At 47.2% G+C, this 17,762-nt stretch carries 10 protein-coding genes; 7 read left to right on the top strand and 3 right to left on the bottom strand.

Going from position 1 to position 17,762, the window contains the following annotated elements:
- Window positions 1-149 precede the first annotated feature (149 nt).
- Entirely contained in the window at window positions 150-4,103 is a 3,954-nt protein-coding gene (locus QUA62_RS21560; RefSeq protein ID WP_333406576.1) for a PAS domain S-box protein, read from the bottom strand.
- Between the two features lie 296 nt (window positions 4,104-4,399).
- Here QUA62_RS21560 and QUA62_RS21555 point away from each other — a divergent pair, with 296 nt between their 5' ends.
- The 3 genes from QUA62_RS21555 to QUA62_RS21545 all read left to right on the top strand — a co-directional run bounded on the left by QUA62_RS21555 (window position 4,400) and on the right by QUA62_RS21545 (window position 6,700).
- A complete protein-coding gene (locus QUA62_RS21555) occupies window positions 4,400-4,594 on the top strand; it encodes a hypothetical protein (protein WP_333406574.1) in 195 nt (64 codons plus the stop codon).
- A 147-nt stretch (window positions 4,595-4,741) separates the two neighbouring features.
- Complete coding sequence (locus QUA62_RS21550) at window positions 4,742-5,329, top strand: cytochrome b (RefSeq protein WP_333406572.1); 588 nt, start codon at window positions 4,742-4,744, stop codon at window positions 5,327-5,329.
- Window positions 5,330-5,509: 180 nt separating this feature from the next.
- Complete coding sequence (locus tag QUA62_RS21545) at window positions 5,510-6,700, top strand: anion transporter (protein ID WP_333406570.1); 1,191 nt, start codon at window positions 5,510-5,512, stop codon at window positions 6,698-6,700.
- A 180-nt stretch (window positions 6,701-6,880) separates the two neighbouring features.
- Here QUA62_RS21545 and QUA62_RS21540 read toward each other — a convergent pair whose 3' ends face one another.
- Window positions 6,881-10,570: an alpha-mannosidase gene (locus QUA62_RS21540; protein ID WP_333406568.1), complete on the bottom strand. Its 3,690-nt coding sequence runs from the start codon at window positions 10,568-10,570 to the stop codon at window positions 6,881-6,883.
- Between the two features lie 182 nt (window positions 10,571-10,752).
- Here QUA62_RS21540 and QUA62_RS21535 point away from each other — a divergent pair, with 182 nt between their 5' ends.
- The 4 genes from QUA62_RS21535 to QUA62_RS21520 all read left to right on the top strand — a co-directional run bounded on the left by QUA62_RS21535 (window position 10,753) and on the right by QUA62_RS21520 (window position 16,583).
- Window positions 10,753-12,723, top strand: coding sequence for a hypothetical protein (locus QUA62_RS21535; protein ID WP_333406566.1), 1,971 nt, complete (start codon window positions 10,753-10,755; stop codon window positions 12,721-12,723).
- A gap of 78 nt (window positions 12,724-12,801) precedes the next feature.
- Entirely contained in the window at window positions 12,802-12,918 is a 117-nt protein-coding gene (locus tag QUA62_RS21530; protein WP_106151135.1) for a photosystem II reaction center protein I, read from the top strand.
- Between the two features lie 294 nt (window positions 12,919-13,212).
- Window positions 13,213-15,732 (top strand): DUF3769 domain-containing protein, encoded by a 2,520-nt coding sequence (locus QUA62_RS21525; protein ID WP_333406564.1) that lies wholly within the window; start codon window positions 13,213-13,215, stop codon window positions 15,730-15,732.
- A gap of 179 nt (window positions 15,733-15,911) precedes the next feature.
- Window positions 15,912-16,583, top strand: a complete 672-nt coding sequence (locus QUA62_RS21520; RefSeq protein WP_333406562.1) for a hypothetical protein — start codon at window positions 15,912-15,914, stop codon at window positions 16,581-16,583.
- Window positions 16,584-16,608: 25 nt separating this feature from the next.
- Here QUA62_RS21520 and QUA62_RS21515 read toward each other — a convergent pair whose 3' ends face one another.
- The gene (locus QUA62_RS21515; protein ID WP_333406560.1) at window positions 16,609-17,124 is read right to left on the bottom strand and encodes a phycobiliprotein lyase; all 516 of its coding nucleotides are present in this window, start codon (window positions 17,122-17,124) and stop codon (window positions 16,609-16,611) included.
- Window positions 17,125-17,762 lie beyond the last annotated feature (638 nt).

The following is a 17,762-nucleotide window of genomic DNA, read 5'->3' as shown; positions in this document are numbered from 1 at the left end:
CCCTTGCCGTTCAAAATTGACGTTCATAACAGGAGACTCGATCGCGCTCCTGTGGTCTGCTTAGTCTAAACTCCAGTTATGAGAAACAAATTACTCATAACCCACAAATAACAAGTAACCAATAACCAACAACCAATAACAACTAATAATTACTGGCTAATCGCCACTCGATCGCGCCCGCCAGACTTAGCTCCATAAAGCGCCTTATCAGCAGCTTCAATCAGCATTTTCGGCGAGTTTTGACCTTCAGAAATCGTCGCCACCCCCATGCTGAGAGTCACGCAATCGCTGACAACAGACTTAATGTGGGGAAGTGCTAAGGCTTTGACGCGGCTGCGGATTCCCTCAGCAACAGCCTGTGCAGCCACGATATCCGTATTTGGCAAAATTACCGCAAATTCCTCGCCGCCGTACCTAGCAGCCAAATAGAGGCGTTCTGGGGGTGCGTTTGTGCAAGCGTCCCCGATCGCCCGCGCCACTTGCTGCAAACAAGCATCCCCGGCTTGATGGCCGTAGTTGTCGTTGTAAAGTTTAAAACAGTCAATGTCGCACATAATCAAAGATAGCGGTTCCAAAGAGCTCGACTGCTCCCATTCGCGGTTGATCACCTCGTCAAAACGGCGGCGGTTAGCTAGTTGAGTCAGACTGTCCAAATTCGCCAACCCGTCCAGTCGCTGGTTGGCAGCAGCTAGCTGCTGGTAAAGTAAAGATTGTTCGATCGCGATCGCAACTTGAGTACCCAACTGACTCAGCAAATCCACATCAAATTGCTGCCACTGGCGGGGTGCCGAACAGTGGTGGGCAATCAGCAAACCCCACAACTTCGGCACTTGACAAGAACCGTTACCTTCCCTAGGTTCTATTCCCTGCTGGACAATCGGCACCACCAAATTTGCCTTCACCTGACAAGTCTCCAAAAAATTAACGTGACACTCGCTCAAATTAGAAGTGTTAATATCCTCTATGGCACGAATGCGGCCCTTTAAATACTGTCCGATGTAAGTAGTGGCAAAACAGCAATCCTCAATTCCCATCCCCTTGAGTGGCATCCATCCTTCTCCAACCGACTCCACCACCACATCTCCGTTCCAGTCTGGTCGGAAGCGGAAAACCAGGACGCGATCGGTTGCCAAAAACTCCCGCACTTCCGCTACTGTAGTGTTGAGAATATCTTGGAGATCCAGAGAAGAGCGGATGCGCGATTGAATCTGTGCGATCAAGCGTTCCCGTTCTATTTGTTGTCGCAGCGCGACTTGGGCTTGCTTACTTTGAGTAATGTCCCGACCTTCGGGCAGCAACAATACTATTTTGCCCGTTTCATCCGCGACTGGTTTGAGAGAAAAATCAACAGTTGCCGTCCGATTTATACCTTGAACTTCCACTTCATAGCGGACAAATTCACCTTTTGCCGATCGAGAAATTGCCTCTTGCAACTGTTCCTGAACTTCCTCAGAATCTCCCCACCAAGGCAACAGCCAAAACGGTTTATTAGCCACATCCCGCAGCTTAATTCCCGCGAAATCCAGAGAAGTTTGGTTAGCTTCCAGCAGAGTGCCGTCCGGTTTCAACAAGCTCACAAATTGGAAAGAAGAATCAAAAATTGCCCGGAAGCGCCTTTGAGAATCTCCCAACATTGCCGTCACCTTTTCGCGAGAGGTAATATCGCGGAAGCGCCACACCCTGCCAATAATATTTTGTCCGACTCGAATTGGCTGCGTGTAGCGCTCAAAAGTGCGCCCGTCTTTAAATTCTAGAATATCGCAACCTTCCGACTCGGCATCGCTATAAAATTCTTTAACTCTCTGCAAAAAAGCTTTCGGATCTTTAACTTGCTTAGTGAGAAATGCCAGTCGCACCGTTCTATCCATTGAGTTTCTAACTTCTTCATAAATTCCCCACATTTGAACTAACTTTTCGTTATAACTAATCATTTCTCCGGCGGTAGTAACCGCGAGAATGCCGTCGGCTGTTGCTTCTAAGGTAGCGTGCAGCAGAGAGCGCGATCGCTCTAATTCTGCTGCGGTCAATTTGCGTTCCGTGAGGTCTCGGACTGCTTTCACCTGTACTAAACGACCTTCCCACAATACGAATTTGCTGCGAACGTCAGCAGGAAAAGCAGTTCCATCTCGCCTGAGAAAAATAGTTTCACAGACTGTATTGCTGGCTGCAGAAATCATTTGTGGCGCCTGTTTGTATGATTTCGGCGACAGTAGTTCCAGCAAGCTCATTCCCGCCATTTCCGCAGGTTCGTAACCAAAAAGTTCGGCAAAATTACTGCTGACACTCAAAATTGTGTCGCGGTCAGCCACGGCAACTGCTTCAAAATAAGCTTCGCATTCGAGCAACCGCGCTGCTGAGTGGCTGCTGCCATTTTCCCCCGAGGAATAGCTGTTGTTAATTAACTGTTGCAGTTGCGTATTTGCCGAGTACAAAGCGGTCATGGCTTGCCTGTACATAGCAGTACGTTTCTCGACTTTTTCTGCGAGGCGATCGCGATATTCTCGCAGTTCTTTTTCGACTCTAATTAAATCAGTAATATCTACTGCAAAGACGATTACACCCGCGACTTTACCTGTTTCATCCCGGTAAGGTATTTTATCTGTCCGCACCCAGCATTTTTGACCGGAGGCTGTGGGTAGCAATTCGACTTGGCCCTGTTTGGGAAGGCCAGAATGGATTACTTCCAAATCTTCTAAATAATATTGCTCTGCTTCGTCTGGATAGATTTCATAAAAAGATTTACCTTCTAATTGAGCTGCGGGCACACCTCTCGATGCAGCGGCGGCTTGATTAATTCGCAGCAGACGACTTTCGGTATCTTTGAGCCAAATCATCGCCGGCACGGAATCAAAAATAATTTGCTGTTCTTGTTGCTGCAGGCGTAGTTCTGCTTCTGCTTGTTTTCTTTTAATTATTTCTTGTTGAAGTTTTTGGTTAGCTTTTTTGAGTTCAGCCGTGCGTCTTTCTACTCTTTCCTCTAGTTGATCGTAGTATTTTGTCAGCAAATTTTGCTGCTGTTCGTGCCGCAGTGCTTCTAATTTTAACTTTTCGCTAGCTGACAAACTTGAGGATACAAAATCTGCTAATATTTGGGTAAATTCGTGTTCTTCTTCCGTCCAATCCCCGTCGGAACCCTGCCGTTCGGCGCTGACTATTCCCGCCATTTGACCTGCTAGCACAATCGGTACGTTTAACAGGGAAGTCGTGCCCTGATCGAGCAAATAAAGACCGACAAGTTCTCGCGTTCTGGGGTCATTTTCTGCTGCCACAGTAGCGATCGCACTTGCAGATTTTAAAGCTTGAAAATATGCCGGACAGTCGGATGCTGTGATGATTATTTGTACGGAATGGAGTTTAGTATTTTGTTCGTAAAGGTCGATGCAGTGAAGCTGCGTTTTGTCTTCACCATACAGCCAAATACTAGCTCGATCGCAGTTGACAATACTGACAGCCGTTTCTGTTACTTCGCGGATGAAGTCTTCTATATTGTTGCGTTCTTTAAGTTGACTTTTGGCTAATTTTGCGATCGCTAAAGTTGGACTGCGCCAATTTGCTATCGGGTTGAGCGACGTGGGTGACTGCGAAACAGCCTTAATTTCTTCGCAAACTAACAGTACAGCCGGCCGTTGGAAATTGGCAATGGAACGACCATTAGTATTTTCCTCTATTTTCCAATCTACCGCCGGCATTGGGCGCGCGGTTGCTTTTACCCTAATAATCCTGCCGTCTTTGCAAGTCAAGCAGCCTTCCCAACAGGCTATTTTTGGAGTGGGCGTACCGTTTTCCGGCTGGGTCAATCCGGCAAATTCTGCCTGCATTTTGCCCTGCTCTTGGCAGTAAAATATGTTAAAAATTGAATGACAAATTAATTCCTGCGATTTGTAGGCAAGGCGAGACGCGCCGAATTGATTGAGCGAAAAAACTCTTCCCAAAGCGTCTAGAACGAAGTAAATGCCCGGAAAATTCTCATAGAGAGTTCCATACCAATCTTGTTCGACTTGGTGGCTGCACGAAAGTTTTGCTGTCGCGAACTCGCCGTCGGTGTCGAGCAAGTGAGAATAGTTGGTTTCGGGGTTGCTTGAATGACTTTTTTTAGCAAACACTTTTAGCTTAACTCGACTGTAATTAATTTTACTTTCTGGAATTTAACTTTTTTGTGAAACTAAATTAAACCTGTTGTTTGAAAAAAGTTACAAGTTGTAACAAAAATACCACTTGTCCAGCCTCCTGGTTTTCGCTTCCCCATCCAACCACTGTGTTTGTTTCTAGTTGGTACACGGTCTGCAGACGATATTTCCCGCTAGTTGCAATGCCAGCAGGTTTAGCTGCAATTACCCAGTCTGTACTTTTAGCATCCTAGACAATAAAAAAAACCGATAATCAATGGTTTTAAGTATATATGATAACACTCAAATACCTAGTATTGGAACTGACCTACTTCGGATTCGGTTTGGGATATTTGCCGGGGCGGCGGATGAACCGGGTGGCGGCTGCAATTATCGGGTCAGCTTTTGGGGTGGCTTTGGGGATACTCGACCTGAAAACTGCTTGGGAGGCGATCGACCCCAATACCAGCGTTTTGTGTTGGGAATGACGATCGTGAATACAGTTAATTTGACAGCTTAATAAATATTTGCAATAATTAAGTTAAGTAAATCTTATAATGCCCAATCGCTCACGGGCTTTAGTCCTAGAGTTTATACTTAATCTTGTCCAGCAAACGCTAAGGAGGTAAGGAAGAGTGAGTACCCAACCCGCTGCGAAACCCAGACTTAATTCTGCGTTCAAACAACTGATGTCTCTACACTGGGCTATGTCAGCTTGCTATTTAGTGGTGTTTATTACCGGTACTTCTATGGCTCGATTGCCAGGAGAATTGTTTATTCGAGGCCCCCTTTACGATTTTCACAAATCCGTAGGAGTGCTGACAATGGCTTTACTGACTTGGCGGATTTTAACTCTGCTGCGGGTATGGTGGAAAAAATATACGAAACGCCTGCCAAAGTTTACAAAGGAATGGTACAAAAATTTTGCTCTGCACGCAACTTTGTACGTTTTTATGTGGCTAGTTCCGGTTGCTGGTTTCTTGCTTTCTAACTCTTACAAAAGTAACAATGTGAAATTTTTCGGAATTGTTTTGCCGGATATGTTTCCGCAGAATTCCGCAATGGTTGATCTGGGAAGGAGTTTGCATTTTTGGCTGGCGTACACATTTTTAGCGTTCACGATTTTGCATATTATAGATCAGAAGAAAGTTGTGAGGGCTAATTGGCGCCGGTTGACAAATTTTGTTCGCACTAAGTTCGCAAAGTCTCAAAAGGTTGGATAAATTTGCGATGACGTACTATATCTGAATTGGTATTGATAAATTTACTGCAAAACTGGCTATTTTCCACGGCGATATTTAGCGCTAGTTGCAATGCCAGCAGGTTTAGCTGCAATTACCCGGTCTGTACTTTTAGCATCCCAGACAATGGAAAAAAGCGGCAATCAATAGTTTTAAGTATATATGATAACACTCAAATACCTAGTATTGGGCCTAACCTACTTCGGATTCGGTTTGGGATATTTGCCGGGGCTGCGGGTGAACCGGGCGGCGGTTGCAATTATCGGGTCAGCTTTTGCGGTGGCTTTGGGGATACTTAACCTCAAAACTGCTTGGGAGGCGATCGACCCCAATACGATCGTTTTTTTGCTCGGAATGATGATCGTTAATTCCGCTTTGGGAGCATCGGGTTTTTTTCAACTCGCTTTGGAGTTTTTAACTCGCTTTACTCGTTCTCCTTTCGGCATTATGGTGGCAGTTACTTTTGGCAGCGGCATTTTATCGGCATTTTTTCTCAACGACACTACTGCTATTTTGCTGGCCCCTTTAACGCTGAGTCTGACTCGCTCTTTGTCTCTCAATCCTATCCCTTATCTTTTAGCTTTAGCCGGAGGTACTAATTTAGGTTCAGTGGCGACTGTGAGTGGCAACCCGCAAAATATTCTCGTCGGTTCTTTTTCGGGAATTAGTTATTTGGAATTTGCCCGGTCTCTCGCACCAGTAGCTTTAATTTGTTTGCTGGTTCAAGTAGCTTGGCTATACTTGCTTTATCCAGAAGTGCGTTCTTGCAAATCTTTGCCGGAGGTTACTCAAGTCAGGTATCGATTGTTCAAGCCTTTACTAGCAAAAAGTTTGTGGGTGACAGCAGGACTTTTAGTAGCTTTTTTGGCGGGAGCACCTTTAGCAGAATCTGCCTGGATAGCTGCCAGTATATTGTTAATTACTAGGCGCGTCAAGTCCGATCGCATTTTGCAAGGCGTTGACTGGAATTTGCTAGTAATGTTTGCGGGATTGTTTGTGGTGACTAAAGCCACTCAACAACTGGGTTTGTTGGACAATTTAACTACTTTGACTAATACGCCGCTGAGTTTGTTGGGAGTAACGGTAATTCTTTCTAACTTAATTTCTAACGTACCCGCGGTGTTAGTTCTGCAATCGGTGATTGTCAAAACAGATACACAAGCTTGGCTGTTGTTGGCGGCGGGTTCTACTCTGGCGGGGAATTTAACTTTGTTGGGTTCTGTGGCTAATTTGATTGTAGCTGAAGTTGCTGCACGGAAATCAGGCGATCGGCTGACTTTTAAAGAACATTTGCGGTTCGGGCTGCCGCTGACTTTCGTTACTTTGGCAATCGCTTATTTTTGGCTGTACTAAAAGGCTATAATCATTGCAGTATCACGGTCATACAATTAAATTTTAGCCTCGGGCTTTTACCTGTGCGAACTGGATTTGTTTTTCATGAACCGCAGAGGGCGCAGAGGGGAGATGAGAAGAGAATAAATGAGAGGTAAAAAGGTAGGTTTATAGCCGAGCGCCTATTCCGGTATAAAGTCTTTAGGTATCTGTTTTGGACACAATTGTAAAACTCCCGATTTTCCAAGGCTCTATCTTAAATCCTCCTCCTTCCGACAACTTTTCCGACAAATTGCCCGGTCGTTCTAACAAATCTACTGGCCCTACAATTTCTAATCCCCAATCACTATTCAATTCTAGCACAGCCTCTTTACCCTCGGATTCGCAACAGCGCAAAATCCACACATTAGAATCGTCTTCCGACTGTTTAAACGCCATCAAAACTAAATTGTCCGCCGACAAATCCAAGAATTTACCAACTGCGGGTAAACTCTTGTTTCGATTTTCTCCCAACTGTGGCAACACCTTTACTAGCAGCGGCAAATTCAACTCATAGCCGCGCCGAACTGTGCCGGCCTCTTGCCAATTTCCAGCATGGGGATACACTGCACAAGTAAATTCGGAAACTCCTACATCTGCTTGTTCATCCGGCCAAGTCGAACCCCGAAGCAAAGTCAGCCGAATTTGATTCGGTTGAAGGTCGCAACCGTATTTGCAATCATTGAGCAAACTGACTCCAAAACCGTCATTGCTGATATCAGTCCAGCGCAAAATCGGCACTTCCCATTTGGCTTTTTCGGCTGGTGTTTGCGGTTTAGTTGTGCGTGCGATCGCACCGCCGGGAATTTCGCAAGTTGCAAAATCTGCTTCTACATTTAAGCCAAAGGCTGCTTTTACTAAAACGTGCTTTTCTTGCCAATCTGCAACTGTCTTGATTTTCAGCAGCGGCGAACCTATTTCTACTATATAATCTTGGCAAAACTCCGATTTGCCAATTTGTCGGACTACTCGCAAAATCTGCCGTATTTCTCCCTGTGCTATCCAGGAAATATCTTTGAGTGTCGGCGCTGGTAGTTGATGTTTTTCATAATTTGGGTCAATGTTCCAAGCATCCCAATATTGCCCGCTGTCTTGAAATGCTTGCAGTTGATTGCCGCCTGCTGCATTCAGGACTTCTCGGTTATTTACTTTATCCCAAATGCTGGATAAATCCCCGTTTTGTCCGTCTACTGTTGCCCGAATAAATTCATTTTCTAAAACCATTTGTGCGGCTGCAAAAGGCGTTTCTTGACTAACTGTGTTTTTTTGTGCTATACCGTATGTAAGTTTTGATAACTCTGTCTTTTTTTCGGTTTCTGGACTCGCGGACGCATTATCCACAGTTTGAGCGTCTTCGCGACACAGCCAAAACACCTGGTAGCCAACTGCAGGGAGATTATTTGCCCAGAATAATAGTTTAGATTGCGATTCGAGTCGATCGCCCCTGAGAATCTGTGAAGCCAATCGCCGTCGGGACAAGTCGTAAATTTGCCAAGCTGAGTCAGCGGAATCCGGAAGCGGTACAGCAACAACCTCAGAGCGCGACCAATTGAGAGTATTGAAAATCAAAATCGGTTGAGCGTCGGGCTGGGGAGGGGAAGGGAGAGAAATTTGGGCCGAGATTGCATCCAAAGATTTTACCAAGATTTCGCGACAAGTGCGATCGACCTCGGCAAAGGCTATATTAGCATCCGCATAAACTTGGGCGATCGCAGAACCGGGCAAAATATCGTGAAACTGGTTAAACAAAATTTGTTTCCAAGCAGATTCTAATTCGGATTTCGGATAAACCGCACCAGTACAAATCGTTGCCAGCGAAGACAACAACTCCGCTTGGTAGAGCAATTCTTCGCAGCGGCGGTTTTGGCGTTTTTGGTCGGCGCGAGTCGTGTAGCAGCCTCGGTGGAATTCTAAATAAAGTTCGTCTTTCCAAACAGGGAGAGTGGGGGGAATAGTTTTGAGTTGTGAGATGGGAGGATTTGCATCCGAAATTACCGACAAGTTTGACAATTCTCGCGCCCCCAAATTCCCGACGCTTTCGACAACTGGCAAATTTTCCTGATTGTCCGATTCTGAAACATCGCTTTCGGACTTAGTTGCGGAAATTGCCGACAAGTTTGACAATTCTCGCGCCGCCAAATTCTCCTGATTGTCCGGTTTTGCAACATCGCTTTCCTGCGAACTTTCCGCAACTTCCGGCAAAAACTGACTCTCAATCAAAGACAAATAATCAACCGCTTTCGCAAACTCCAACCTCGGGAAAAAGGGCGACATTTTCCAGCGTTTCGCCACCTCCAACATATCACGAGTCGGGCCACCGCCGTGGTCGCCAACCCCAGGCAACCAAAGAGCATCTTGCAAATTAGTTTTAACTTGCCAGTCAAAAGCATAACTTGCCATTTTCACAGATTCTATGCCTTCACCAATTGGAGCAGACATCATGCTAAATATTTTAGTACCGTCCAACCCTTCCCACCAAAATGCACCGTGGGGAAATTCCGTTGTATCGTTCCACCGCAACTTTTGCGTCACAAAATAATCAACTCCACCTTGCCGCAAAATCTGAGGTAATTGCCACCCAAAACCGAAAGTATCCGGTAGCCAAGCCACCCGCATCAATTCTCCAAATTTTTCTTTTGCATAACGCTGTCCGTAAAAAACTTGCCGCACCATTGATTCAGCGGAAATCAAGTTTAAATCCGGTTCTACCCACATCCCGCCGACAACTTCCCAACAACCCGCCGCCACCTGTTTTTTAATCGCAGCAAATAAGTCCGGGCGATGTTCTTCCATCCAAGCATAAAGCGCCGGAGTTGAATGGCAGAAAATCAAATCGGGAAACTCTGATTGTAATTTCAATACCGACTCAAAAGTTCGCTGTGCCGCTTCCCAAGTTTCCGGGACAGGCCACAACCAAGCTAAGTCTAAATGAGCGTGACCGACCAAATAGATTTTACCTGTATATATAGATGTCAGCCCGCCGCTTTCTCCTATATATATAGATGTAGAATTGCTATTCTCTCTAACCTCAAAAACCGCATCTTTTCTTCCTCCCTCTGCGGTTTCTGCGCCATCTGCAGTTACCTCATCTAAATCCCCAGAAAAAGCCTGCAGATATCCCAGTAAATTGTGCCGCAAAACAGACAGCGAGCGATCGAACTTTTCGCGATCGCCCACCGCCGACCAATCAATTAAATCCATCGCCAAATCAATCTCAGATTTCAGCGTTTCCCCCTTGACAAACATGGGGCGATTTGCTATTGTTTCAGTGGAGAGGTATTGGGAATTTACATTTTCTAAATTTTGAGTTAGCGAATTTTGCAAAATCTCTAATTCGGCAGCCACAAAACCCGGATCGAAACAAGAAGAGTCAGCAGCTTCGTACAAACAAATCGATCGCACTAAAGCACCGTTATCGTGACCCGGACTTACCAACCGCAAAATAACTAAAAATTCATCTCCGGGATTGGCCGACGAACTCAACAAAACTCGATCGGCAAAATCAAATAAATCTCCCTGTCCGACTAACTCGCCGTTGACAAAAATTTGAGCATCTTCTGCCCACCAAGTCAAGCCCAGCAGCAACCGCCAACCAGCCACAGGATAGCCGTGCAAAGTGTCAGGAATTACAAATTGCTGGCCCAAATACAAAACTTGCTTCCCAGACGGCCAAGCAATATGTCCTTTGCTGTTAAGTTCAGCAACAGGGCTGTTACAAATATTTACCGAAGAGACAGCCGAGTCAGAATCGCAGTACCTCCAACCAGACTGAACCTCCACTTGACTGAGGCGGCGCAACTTCTCGACAGTGGCAGAAATATTGTTGCTAGCAGGTGACACAGAAGCGCTCATATTTCGCTAAAATAGGAATTGTGTATTAATCAAAAATCGGATTGAACCGCCCCGACGCAAAGGACGCGAAGAAATAAAGGTTTCAGAGGGTTTGAAGCTGCGATTAAGATCTCGCTTTGATTTTACAGCAATATTCAGCAATTCCGGCGCGAATCAAAAATCTGAATTCAATAATTAAACTTATGTCCAACGGTTACTACGGCCCATACCAAAGCCGACTATTAAATTTTATATCGAAACAGTCCCGCCAAGTCGCTGACAATTGCGATCGAACTTGGCGTCAAATTAAAGAAGCAACTCTCACCGCCACCCAAATCCTGCTTTATCCAGCTTATTTGCTGGTGCAAAGTTCCCGACTACTAGGCCGACAGTTGCGGGAATCAAGTCAAAAAGTAGATTTACCGGAACTGCAAGAATTTGTCGGGGACGAAAATCCCGATGGGCAACAAAATTGGTATCAGGGGGAAACTTCCGACGAAAGTTCGATCGCCGAAATTTTGCACCTCGCCGAAAATTTACTAAACTCGTCGCAAACCGCGAAAACTTTAGCCACGTTCCCGCTGTTAATTAATCAGGGAAATACTGCTAACAATTTACATCCGGCAATCAATTTTAGCGGACAAATCACAAAGCATCAAACCACTTCCCTCTTAGAACTCCCGCTTGCTAAAACTGGATTAAAACCGCAACCGAAAGTTGAGGGAATTGCCAGTTTTATCCCAGCCCGCACTTTAGTATTGGTCGGAAAAGAAAATCAGATTTTAGATATTTTGACACCCCAACAGCAGGAAGTGCTTGAAGGTCGCATAACTTGGGAAGTAGCAAACTGCGGGCCCGAACGGCGGGAAATTACCCAAAAAGAATTAAAATTTAATCTCGGTTTGGAGTCGGCTGCCAAAAAAGCGCAGTTGCCACCGGTGCGTCGTTTTTGGGAATTGATGGCATGGCTTCAGACGAGTCCGGTTGCTCTGAAAAGAAATCAGTTTGGAGAATCAATCCTCGCAGTTAAAAAATCGATCGACCGCAATTCAATCTTAGTTCAAAAAGCCCGCGCCCAGATCGAAGCAAAAACCCCACAGCAGTCAATTGCGGCATCGAATTTGATCGACCACGATACCCCAAAATTAGAAACTAATTTTAACAGCAAGTTCGATAGACCCCCTACTCCTCTCTCCTTTGTTACATTACTCGATCGCGCCGCCGTCAACCTGGAAGAATTTACCCTACCGCCATCGGTAAAAACAATCGCCGCACCCACAGAAAACTCAGGAGTAAAAATTGACACATCCAGCACGGAAACCAATTTAGATTTTTCCGCCCGCGACATCCTGGAAAAATACGCTCGAAACATCGAACAAGTCATTTGGTCGTCAGTAGACCACCTTTTGGGAAAAGAAACGGCTGCCAGCGATAATACGGAGAAATCAGTTGCAATTCAGTATTATTTGAAACAGCGACAAGAACAAGAAAACACACAAAATAGCCCAGAGGTCGATCGACCGTGGCTGAACTGGCAAGACTTATTCGGGGAAGCAGCACCGCAGCATTTAACCGACGCAAGTTCCGAACCCCATGCAGCAGCACAAAGCAGTGCCAAAGTCAAGGAGAAAATAGCAGAATTAGGAGAATTGGCAGAAGGTCGATCGACCGCAGTCTCAATATCCCCTTACCCCGAAGCACTTCACAGCCTGCTGGGGCAGCTAAAACAGAGCTTGCTGACAAAAAGCTCAAAAAGTCAACCCCAAACAGCATCTGATTTATCTGATTTAGCAGTTACTCAAAAAAATAGCTCTGCACTCGCAGCAGAATCAACCCCAGGGCGCGCGCCGGAAACCCAAGTGCCAAAAAACACAAACCCGAACACCGCACAAAACAACCAATCCCCAGCAGCAATCACCGCGCAAACTAGCAGATACACCGCCGCAACCCCCGCCGCAGCCGAACCAAAAAATCCCAGCGCAGGCGTCCCATCCGATGGAGACTACTTAGAAACAAAAGCAGAATCGATGGGATACATTAAGCACCCGCTAGAACAAGTGCTCGAATGGCTCGATCGAGTTATGCTGCGGCTAGAAAACATCGCCGAGCAACTCTGGAATTGGGCAAAAATCAACTTGCCCAAAATCCTCAAAAGCAAAGATAAAATTGACTAATCTTTAGCTTATGATAAAAAAGTTGCTGCAACAGCAGCAAATCAGCTCAGTATTATGCCATCTTTGGAGACTCCCACAGTGCTAACCCTCAAAATCGTAGTTAATGTAGTTGTTTTATTTTTTGTTTCCCTGTTCGTATTTGGATTTTTGTCCAATGACCCGGCCCGGAACCCCAACCGCAGAGACATGGAATAAACAAGTTATCCCGCCCGGTGGCTGGGGGGAACGCCACCGCAGCCGCCCAGCTAGCCCGCAAACTCGCAAAAATTAGTCGAAAAAAACTTGACCTCGCACCAGCAGCGAGGTTATCTTGTGGCGGAAGCAAGTTCTGAAAGCAGCCATATTCTGGCGCGCCAAAGCCACTGCAAATTTTAGATGTCAGATTAATGTCTAAACAGTTGCCTTTTAGATGCAAAAATTTTTAATAATTTGCACCCTATAAAATCTAAAATCTAAAATCTAAAATCGGATGACTTACCTGTTGTAACTATGCCCTATCCGGTACCGCCGCCAGAACCCCCTGGCATCATCTACATCGCAAAGCCAAAAAAAGTCGCCCTCACTGTCGCGGCCGCCGATGGAGACACCCGCAGCAACCCCACAGAAATACCGGAACCAAGCCCAGATATTGTTGAGCCAGAACCCACACCAGCCCCAGCAGAACCAGCAGCCACACTCCTCGGCACTACCCCAGCCACCGACCAGCCTCCAGAAATCGCCGACCCCCTAGCAGCAGTGGAAAGCGGCGAGGCAGTGGTGGGATTTCAGCGTCGGCCTCCTGTGGGAGAACCCGAAAGTGCGGAAACTCCGAAAGATTCCTCGTTTACTGCTTACCAATTGGGTTCGGTAGAAAATGCCCTTGCCATTCGCAATCGAAAACGAACCGCAGAGGCGCAGAAACAACAGGAGAGGAATCTTGGCGGAAAGCAGGAAAGTTGGTATCAGGCCCAAGGCCGGCAGTTAGAAGATAACCCTCCCGAACCTGCAGAGATTCCCGTTCCAGAACCAGCACCCAGCGGGCAACAGCAGTTCGACATTCCCACACCAGGAACTGCCCCCGCACCCCGAACACCCGCTGCGCCGACACCGAAGCCTAAACCAGCCGCGCCGCCAGGAGTCCGCACCGCCCCTTCTCAGCGGACGGTGCCTTTTCCGGTGACTCCGGCCGATACTATTGAAGTTAAGGCCGACAGCCAAGAATTCGACGACAAGCAGCAAATTGTGACGGCGGTTGGTAATGTCGTTGTGCGGTTCCGGCAAACTGTGATTGATGCCGATCGAGCGATCGTCAACTTAGTCACCCGCCAAGTGGTAGCATCCGGCAATGTCGCCTATACCCGCGGCCAACAAGTAGTGCGCGGCCAGCGGATGGAGTTCAATCTCGGCCTCAACGCCGGCGCAGTCGAACAAGCCAGCGGCGAAATTTTCCTGCCCGCAGCAGGTAGCGAATTGACTCCCACACTGCCTACAGATATCAGTGCCGGGACGATTCTCGAACAGCCGCTGAGCGATCGAATTACCAGCCAGCAGCCCCTGCGCGGCGTCAAATCCCCCGGCGCTGCTACAGTGACTATCGGCGGTGGCGGTCAGCTAGCAGCCCCCCAAGTGACCGGCGCCGTCAACCGCGTCCGCTTTGAAGCAGAACGCATCGAACTGCTGCCAGACGGCGCGAGGGTAGCAACCAACATTCGGATTACTAACGACCCGTTTTCCCCGCCGGAATTTGAATACAGGGCCCGCACGGCGACGATTAGAAGGATTTCGCCCACGGCAGAGGAATTGGTCACAACTAAACCCCGCTTGGTGTTCGACAACCGGGTGAAAATACCCGTGTATCCCCGCAGGCAAGTGTTTGACAGCCGGCAGCAGAGCGGCCCGTGTTTGACTTTTGGTTACGACGGGGGCGAAAGAGGCGGTTTGTATGCCGAGTGCGGTTTTGAGGTGTTGCAAAACGGGCCGGTGCGGCTGACCCTGACGCCGCAAATTTACCTTCAGCGGATTGTGGCAGAGCACGGTGGCAATCCGTTTTTTCCCGACAGCTACGGGCTCAGAGCGAGGTTGGGCGCCTCTCTGGGCCCGCGCACCAGGCTCGACGGATCGGCAATATTTCTGAGTTTTGAAAATTTCCCGAACTTGCCGGAAGACAGCTTTCGGGGCAATTTGCGCCTGCGACAGTTGATCGGCACTCACTCTCTGGCAGCAGAATACAGTTATCGCGATCGGCTGTTTAACGGTTCTCTGGGCTATCAAACCGTGCAGAGCAGCCTCGGGGCAGTCCTCACTTCCCCAGTCATCGAACTCGGAGGCACTGGCATCAATCTCAGCTACCAAGCTGGATATCAATTTATCAATGCTGACACCGATCGACCAGACTTGCTCGAACCAGTGCGGGAAAACAACCGCGTCGATCTGGGGCGTTCCCAACTTAGCTTCGCCTTGAGCCGCGGCTTCAACTTGTGGGAGGGCGAACCCCTGCCCCGCACTCCCACCCAGGGTTTGAGGTATACGCGGACGCCGGTGGTTCCTTTCTTGCAACTGGCATTGGGACTCCGGGGAGTTGGCACTTATTACAGCAGCGGCGATCGACAAAATTCGCTCGCCGGCAGCGTCGGCATTCAAGGGCAGTTCGGTCATTTCTCCCGCCCTTTCCTCGATTACACTGGGTTTAACGTGACTTATACCCAGGTGGGGCGCGACGGTATCTCGCCGTTTTTATTCGATCGCTTAGTAGATTTGAGAGTCCTGTCTTTTGGGCTTGTCCAGCAAGTTTACGGAGGCTTTCGAGTTGGATTTCAAAGTGGTATTAATTTAGAAAGCGGGGAAACCATCAGTACGAATTACACTTTAGAATACAGTCGCCGCAGCTACGCAATCATTTTGCGTTTTAATCCTGAGCGTCAAGTTGGCAGCCTGACTTTTAGAATTAGCGACTTCAACTGGAATGGGACTCCCCAACCTTTTTCCGGGGACGCGCGAACTGTAGAAGGAGGCGTGCGTTTATCCGATTAATTCAATTGGAAATTGGAAATTGGATAATGGATAATGGGTAATCGGTAGTTGGTAATTGGTAATTCTTCCTTCTATCCGTTACATCCATTAAATCCCGTACCCTGCTTCGTTGCCGAACTTCTTCCCTCTTCCCTCTTCCTTCTTCCTTCTTCCTTCAACATCCCAATTCCCAAGTTCCCATGACAGAAGTGACGGCAATATCTGCACAAGCAGCGGCTCTGCTGGTTCACTACGGTTTTGACCTAGGTGGCAAAAAAGCCGAGAAATTGGCGGGTGAATGGCTGACCAAGTATCCCGGCTATTGGCTGCGTTTAGCAGTGGTTGAAGCGCTTTATCAAGGGCGCTACAAGGCTGTTTCTGTGGAACAGCTATTGAGTATGTGGCATCGGATAGGTCAACCTCTCTATCATTTCAATCGCGAGTTTGAACGCTTGGTATGCAATAATTTTCCTCAAAATTTAACCGGGGAAAGTGCTGCTCAACTGTCACCGGAAGATATACTTTTATCGAACCAGGAATCGGAAGTAACTGCCGCAGATTTAGATTGGCATGGGCCCTCAGAGGCGCAACTTGATGTGGCGCTTCATGAAAAAGTCCCAAACACAGAGGCAGAGGAAACAGGAAAATTACCTGCAGCCGACGATCGCACAAAAGAAAATACAGAATTTGTAGTATATGAAGATGTGGCTGTTACCGCCCTCGCCGATCGAGCCGAAGCTGAGCACAAATTACCGGACAAACCTGTGGCAAAATCATTCCCAGTTGTCAAACACACTGATTTTCATACTAAGTTAAAAGCGATTGCCCGAGAAGGCAGAAGAAAGAAGGGAGAAAGCAGAAATAGGGTATAAACTTTGAGAACTACATAGTTATTTGTCACTCTTCACTTTTGGGACTGCCTCCCATCCGAATTTCCGAACAAAAAGAAGCTTGTTCAGTACCGTTAGCTTGCTTAACAACGCTAGTCCGCAACCGCAGGTTGGGCATGAGATACCACAGCCTTTCTTCCGCATGGAGGGTGTCTGATTCTGTAATCAATGTCAGCACGTCGTCGCCCATCACGTAGCGGCCGTTACCCTTGTCTTGGAACACTTTGCCTTCGCTGGGATTGTCGGGATTTGGTACGATCGCTAGTATGGTAGAACCGATTTGTTTAGCTTTGTCGCGATCGGGAATACCGTCCCAACTAATCCGAACGCTGGTTAGCCCAGTTGAGGCCGGGTTAATCGAGTGTTGTTGGCAAAGTTTGACGACTGCTGCATCGCTAGCTGTCAGTATTTCTATTTTGAGGTCGGATTTACCTGCCTGCAATTCCCCAGAATTGAGATTGTGTACGGTACGCTGAGAAAACCATTTGCCTGCACTTAACTCGAAAAACTCGATAACATCCATGAAATTTGTCTCTAAAGTCAATACTGCTTTATTTGCGATCGTGACTTGCGCGCTATGGAGTCAGAAACCCGGTTTCTTCCTACGTACCTAGCGGTCAAACCAATGATTTTGTTTAGAAATCCGGTTTAAGAGTGCAAGTCCTTTTCTATATTTTAGAGGAAGGGGGCGCACCTGCAAAGCTTTCTGAGAGCTTTGGGCGAAACAGATTGCAGATGCCGTTGAGGTACAAAACCCAACCAGGGGGACATCTGCCTCGGTGATGCGGCCGACTTGACAGAAAATTAGAGCATCCACCATCATATTTCGTTATAAAAAGTCTTTTTCGCACTTTAAATAGGATTGCGATACCTGAAATTTTTTAGCTTTGACAGTGTTGATCGATCGACCATCATCGCCCAAAACCAGCTATGTTAAGAAAAACGACGGTATATGTGAGCTCTTGTGGATCGATCGGTAAATTGGGCGTTGCTGAGTTGAATTATATTGGCGGCGATTTATTGTAATCGCACTGCTTGAAAATTCTCAAAGCAGACTCCGACTAAAAAACAAGCAATTCATCGAACCCTCACCAAACCGAGGACAGCAAGCCCATAGCACAGAGCATTTAAATATGTCATGCTAAGTCAAGAGAAAAGATT

It is taken from the genome of Microcoleus sp. MON1_C1 (genome assembly GCF_036701945.1).
Classification (GTDB): Bacteria; Cyanobacteriota; Cyanobacteriia; order Cyanobacteriales; family Microcoleaceae; genus Microcoleus.
The sequence above is the reverse complement of the archived record's forward strand: the minus strand, read 5'-3'. Positions and strand labels throughout refer to the sequence as shown.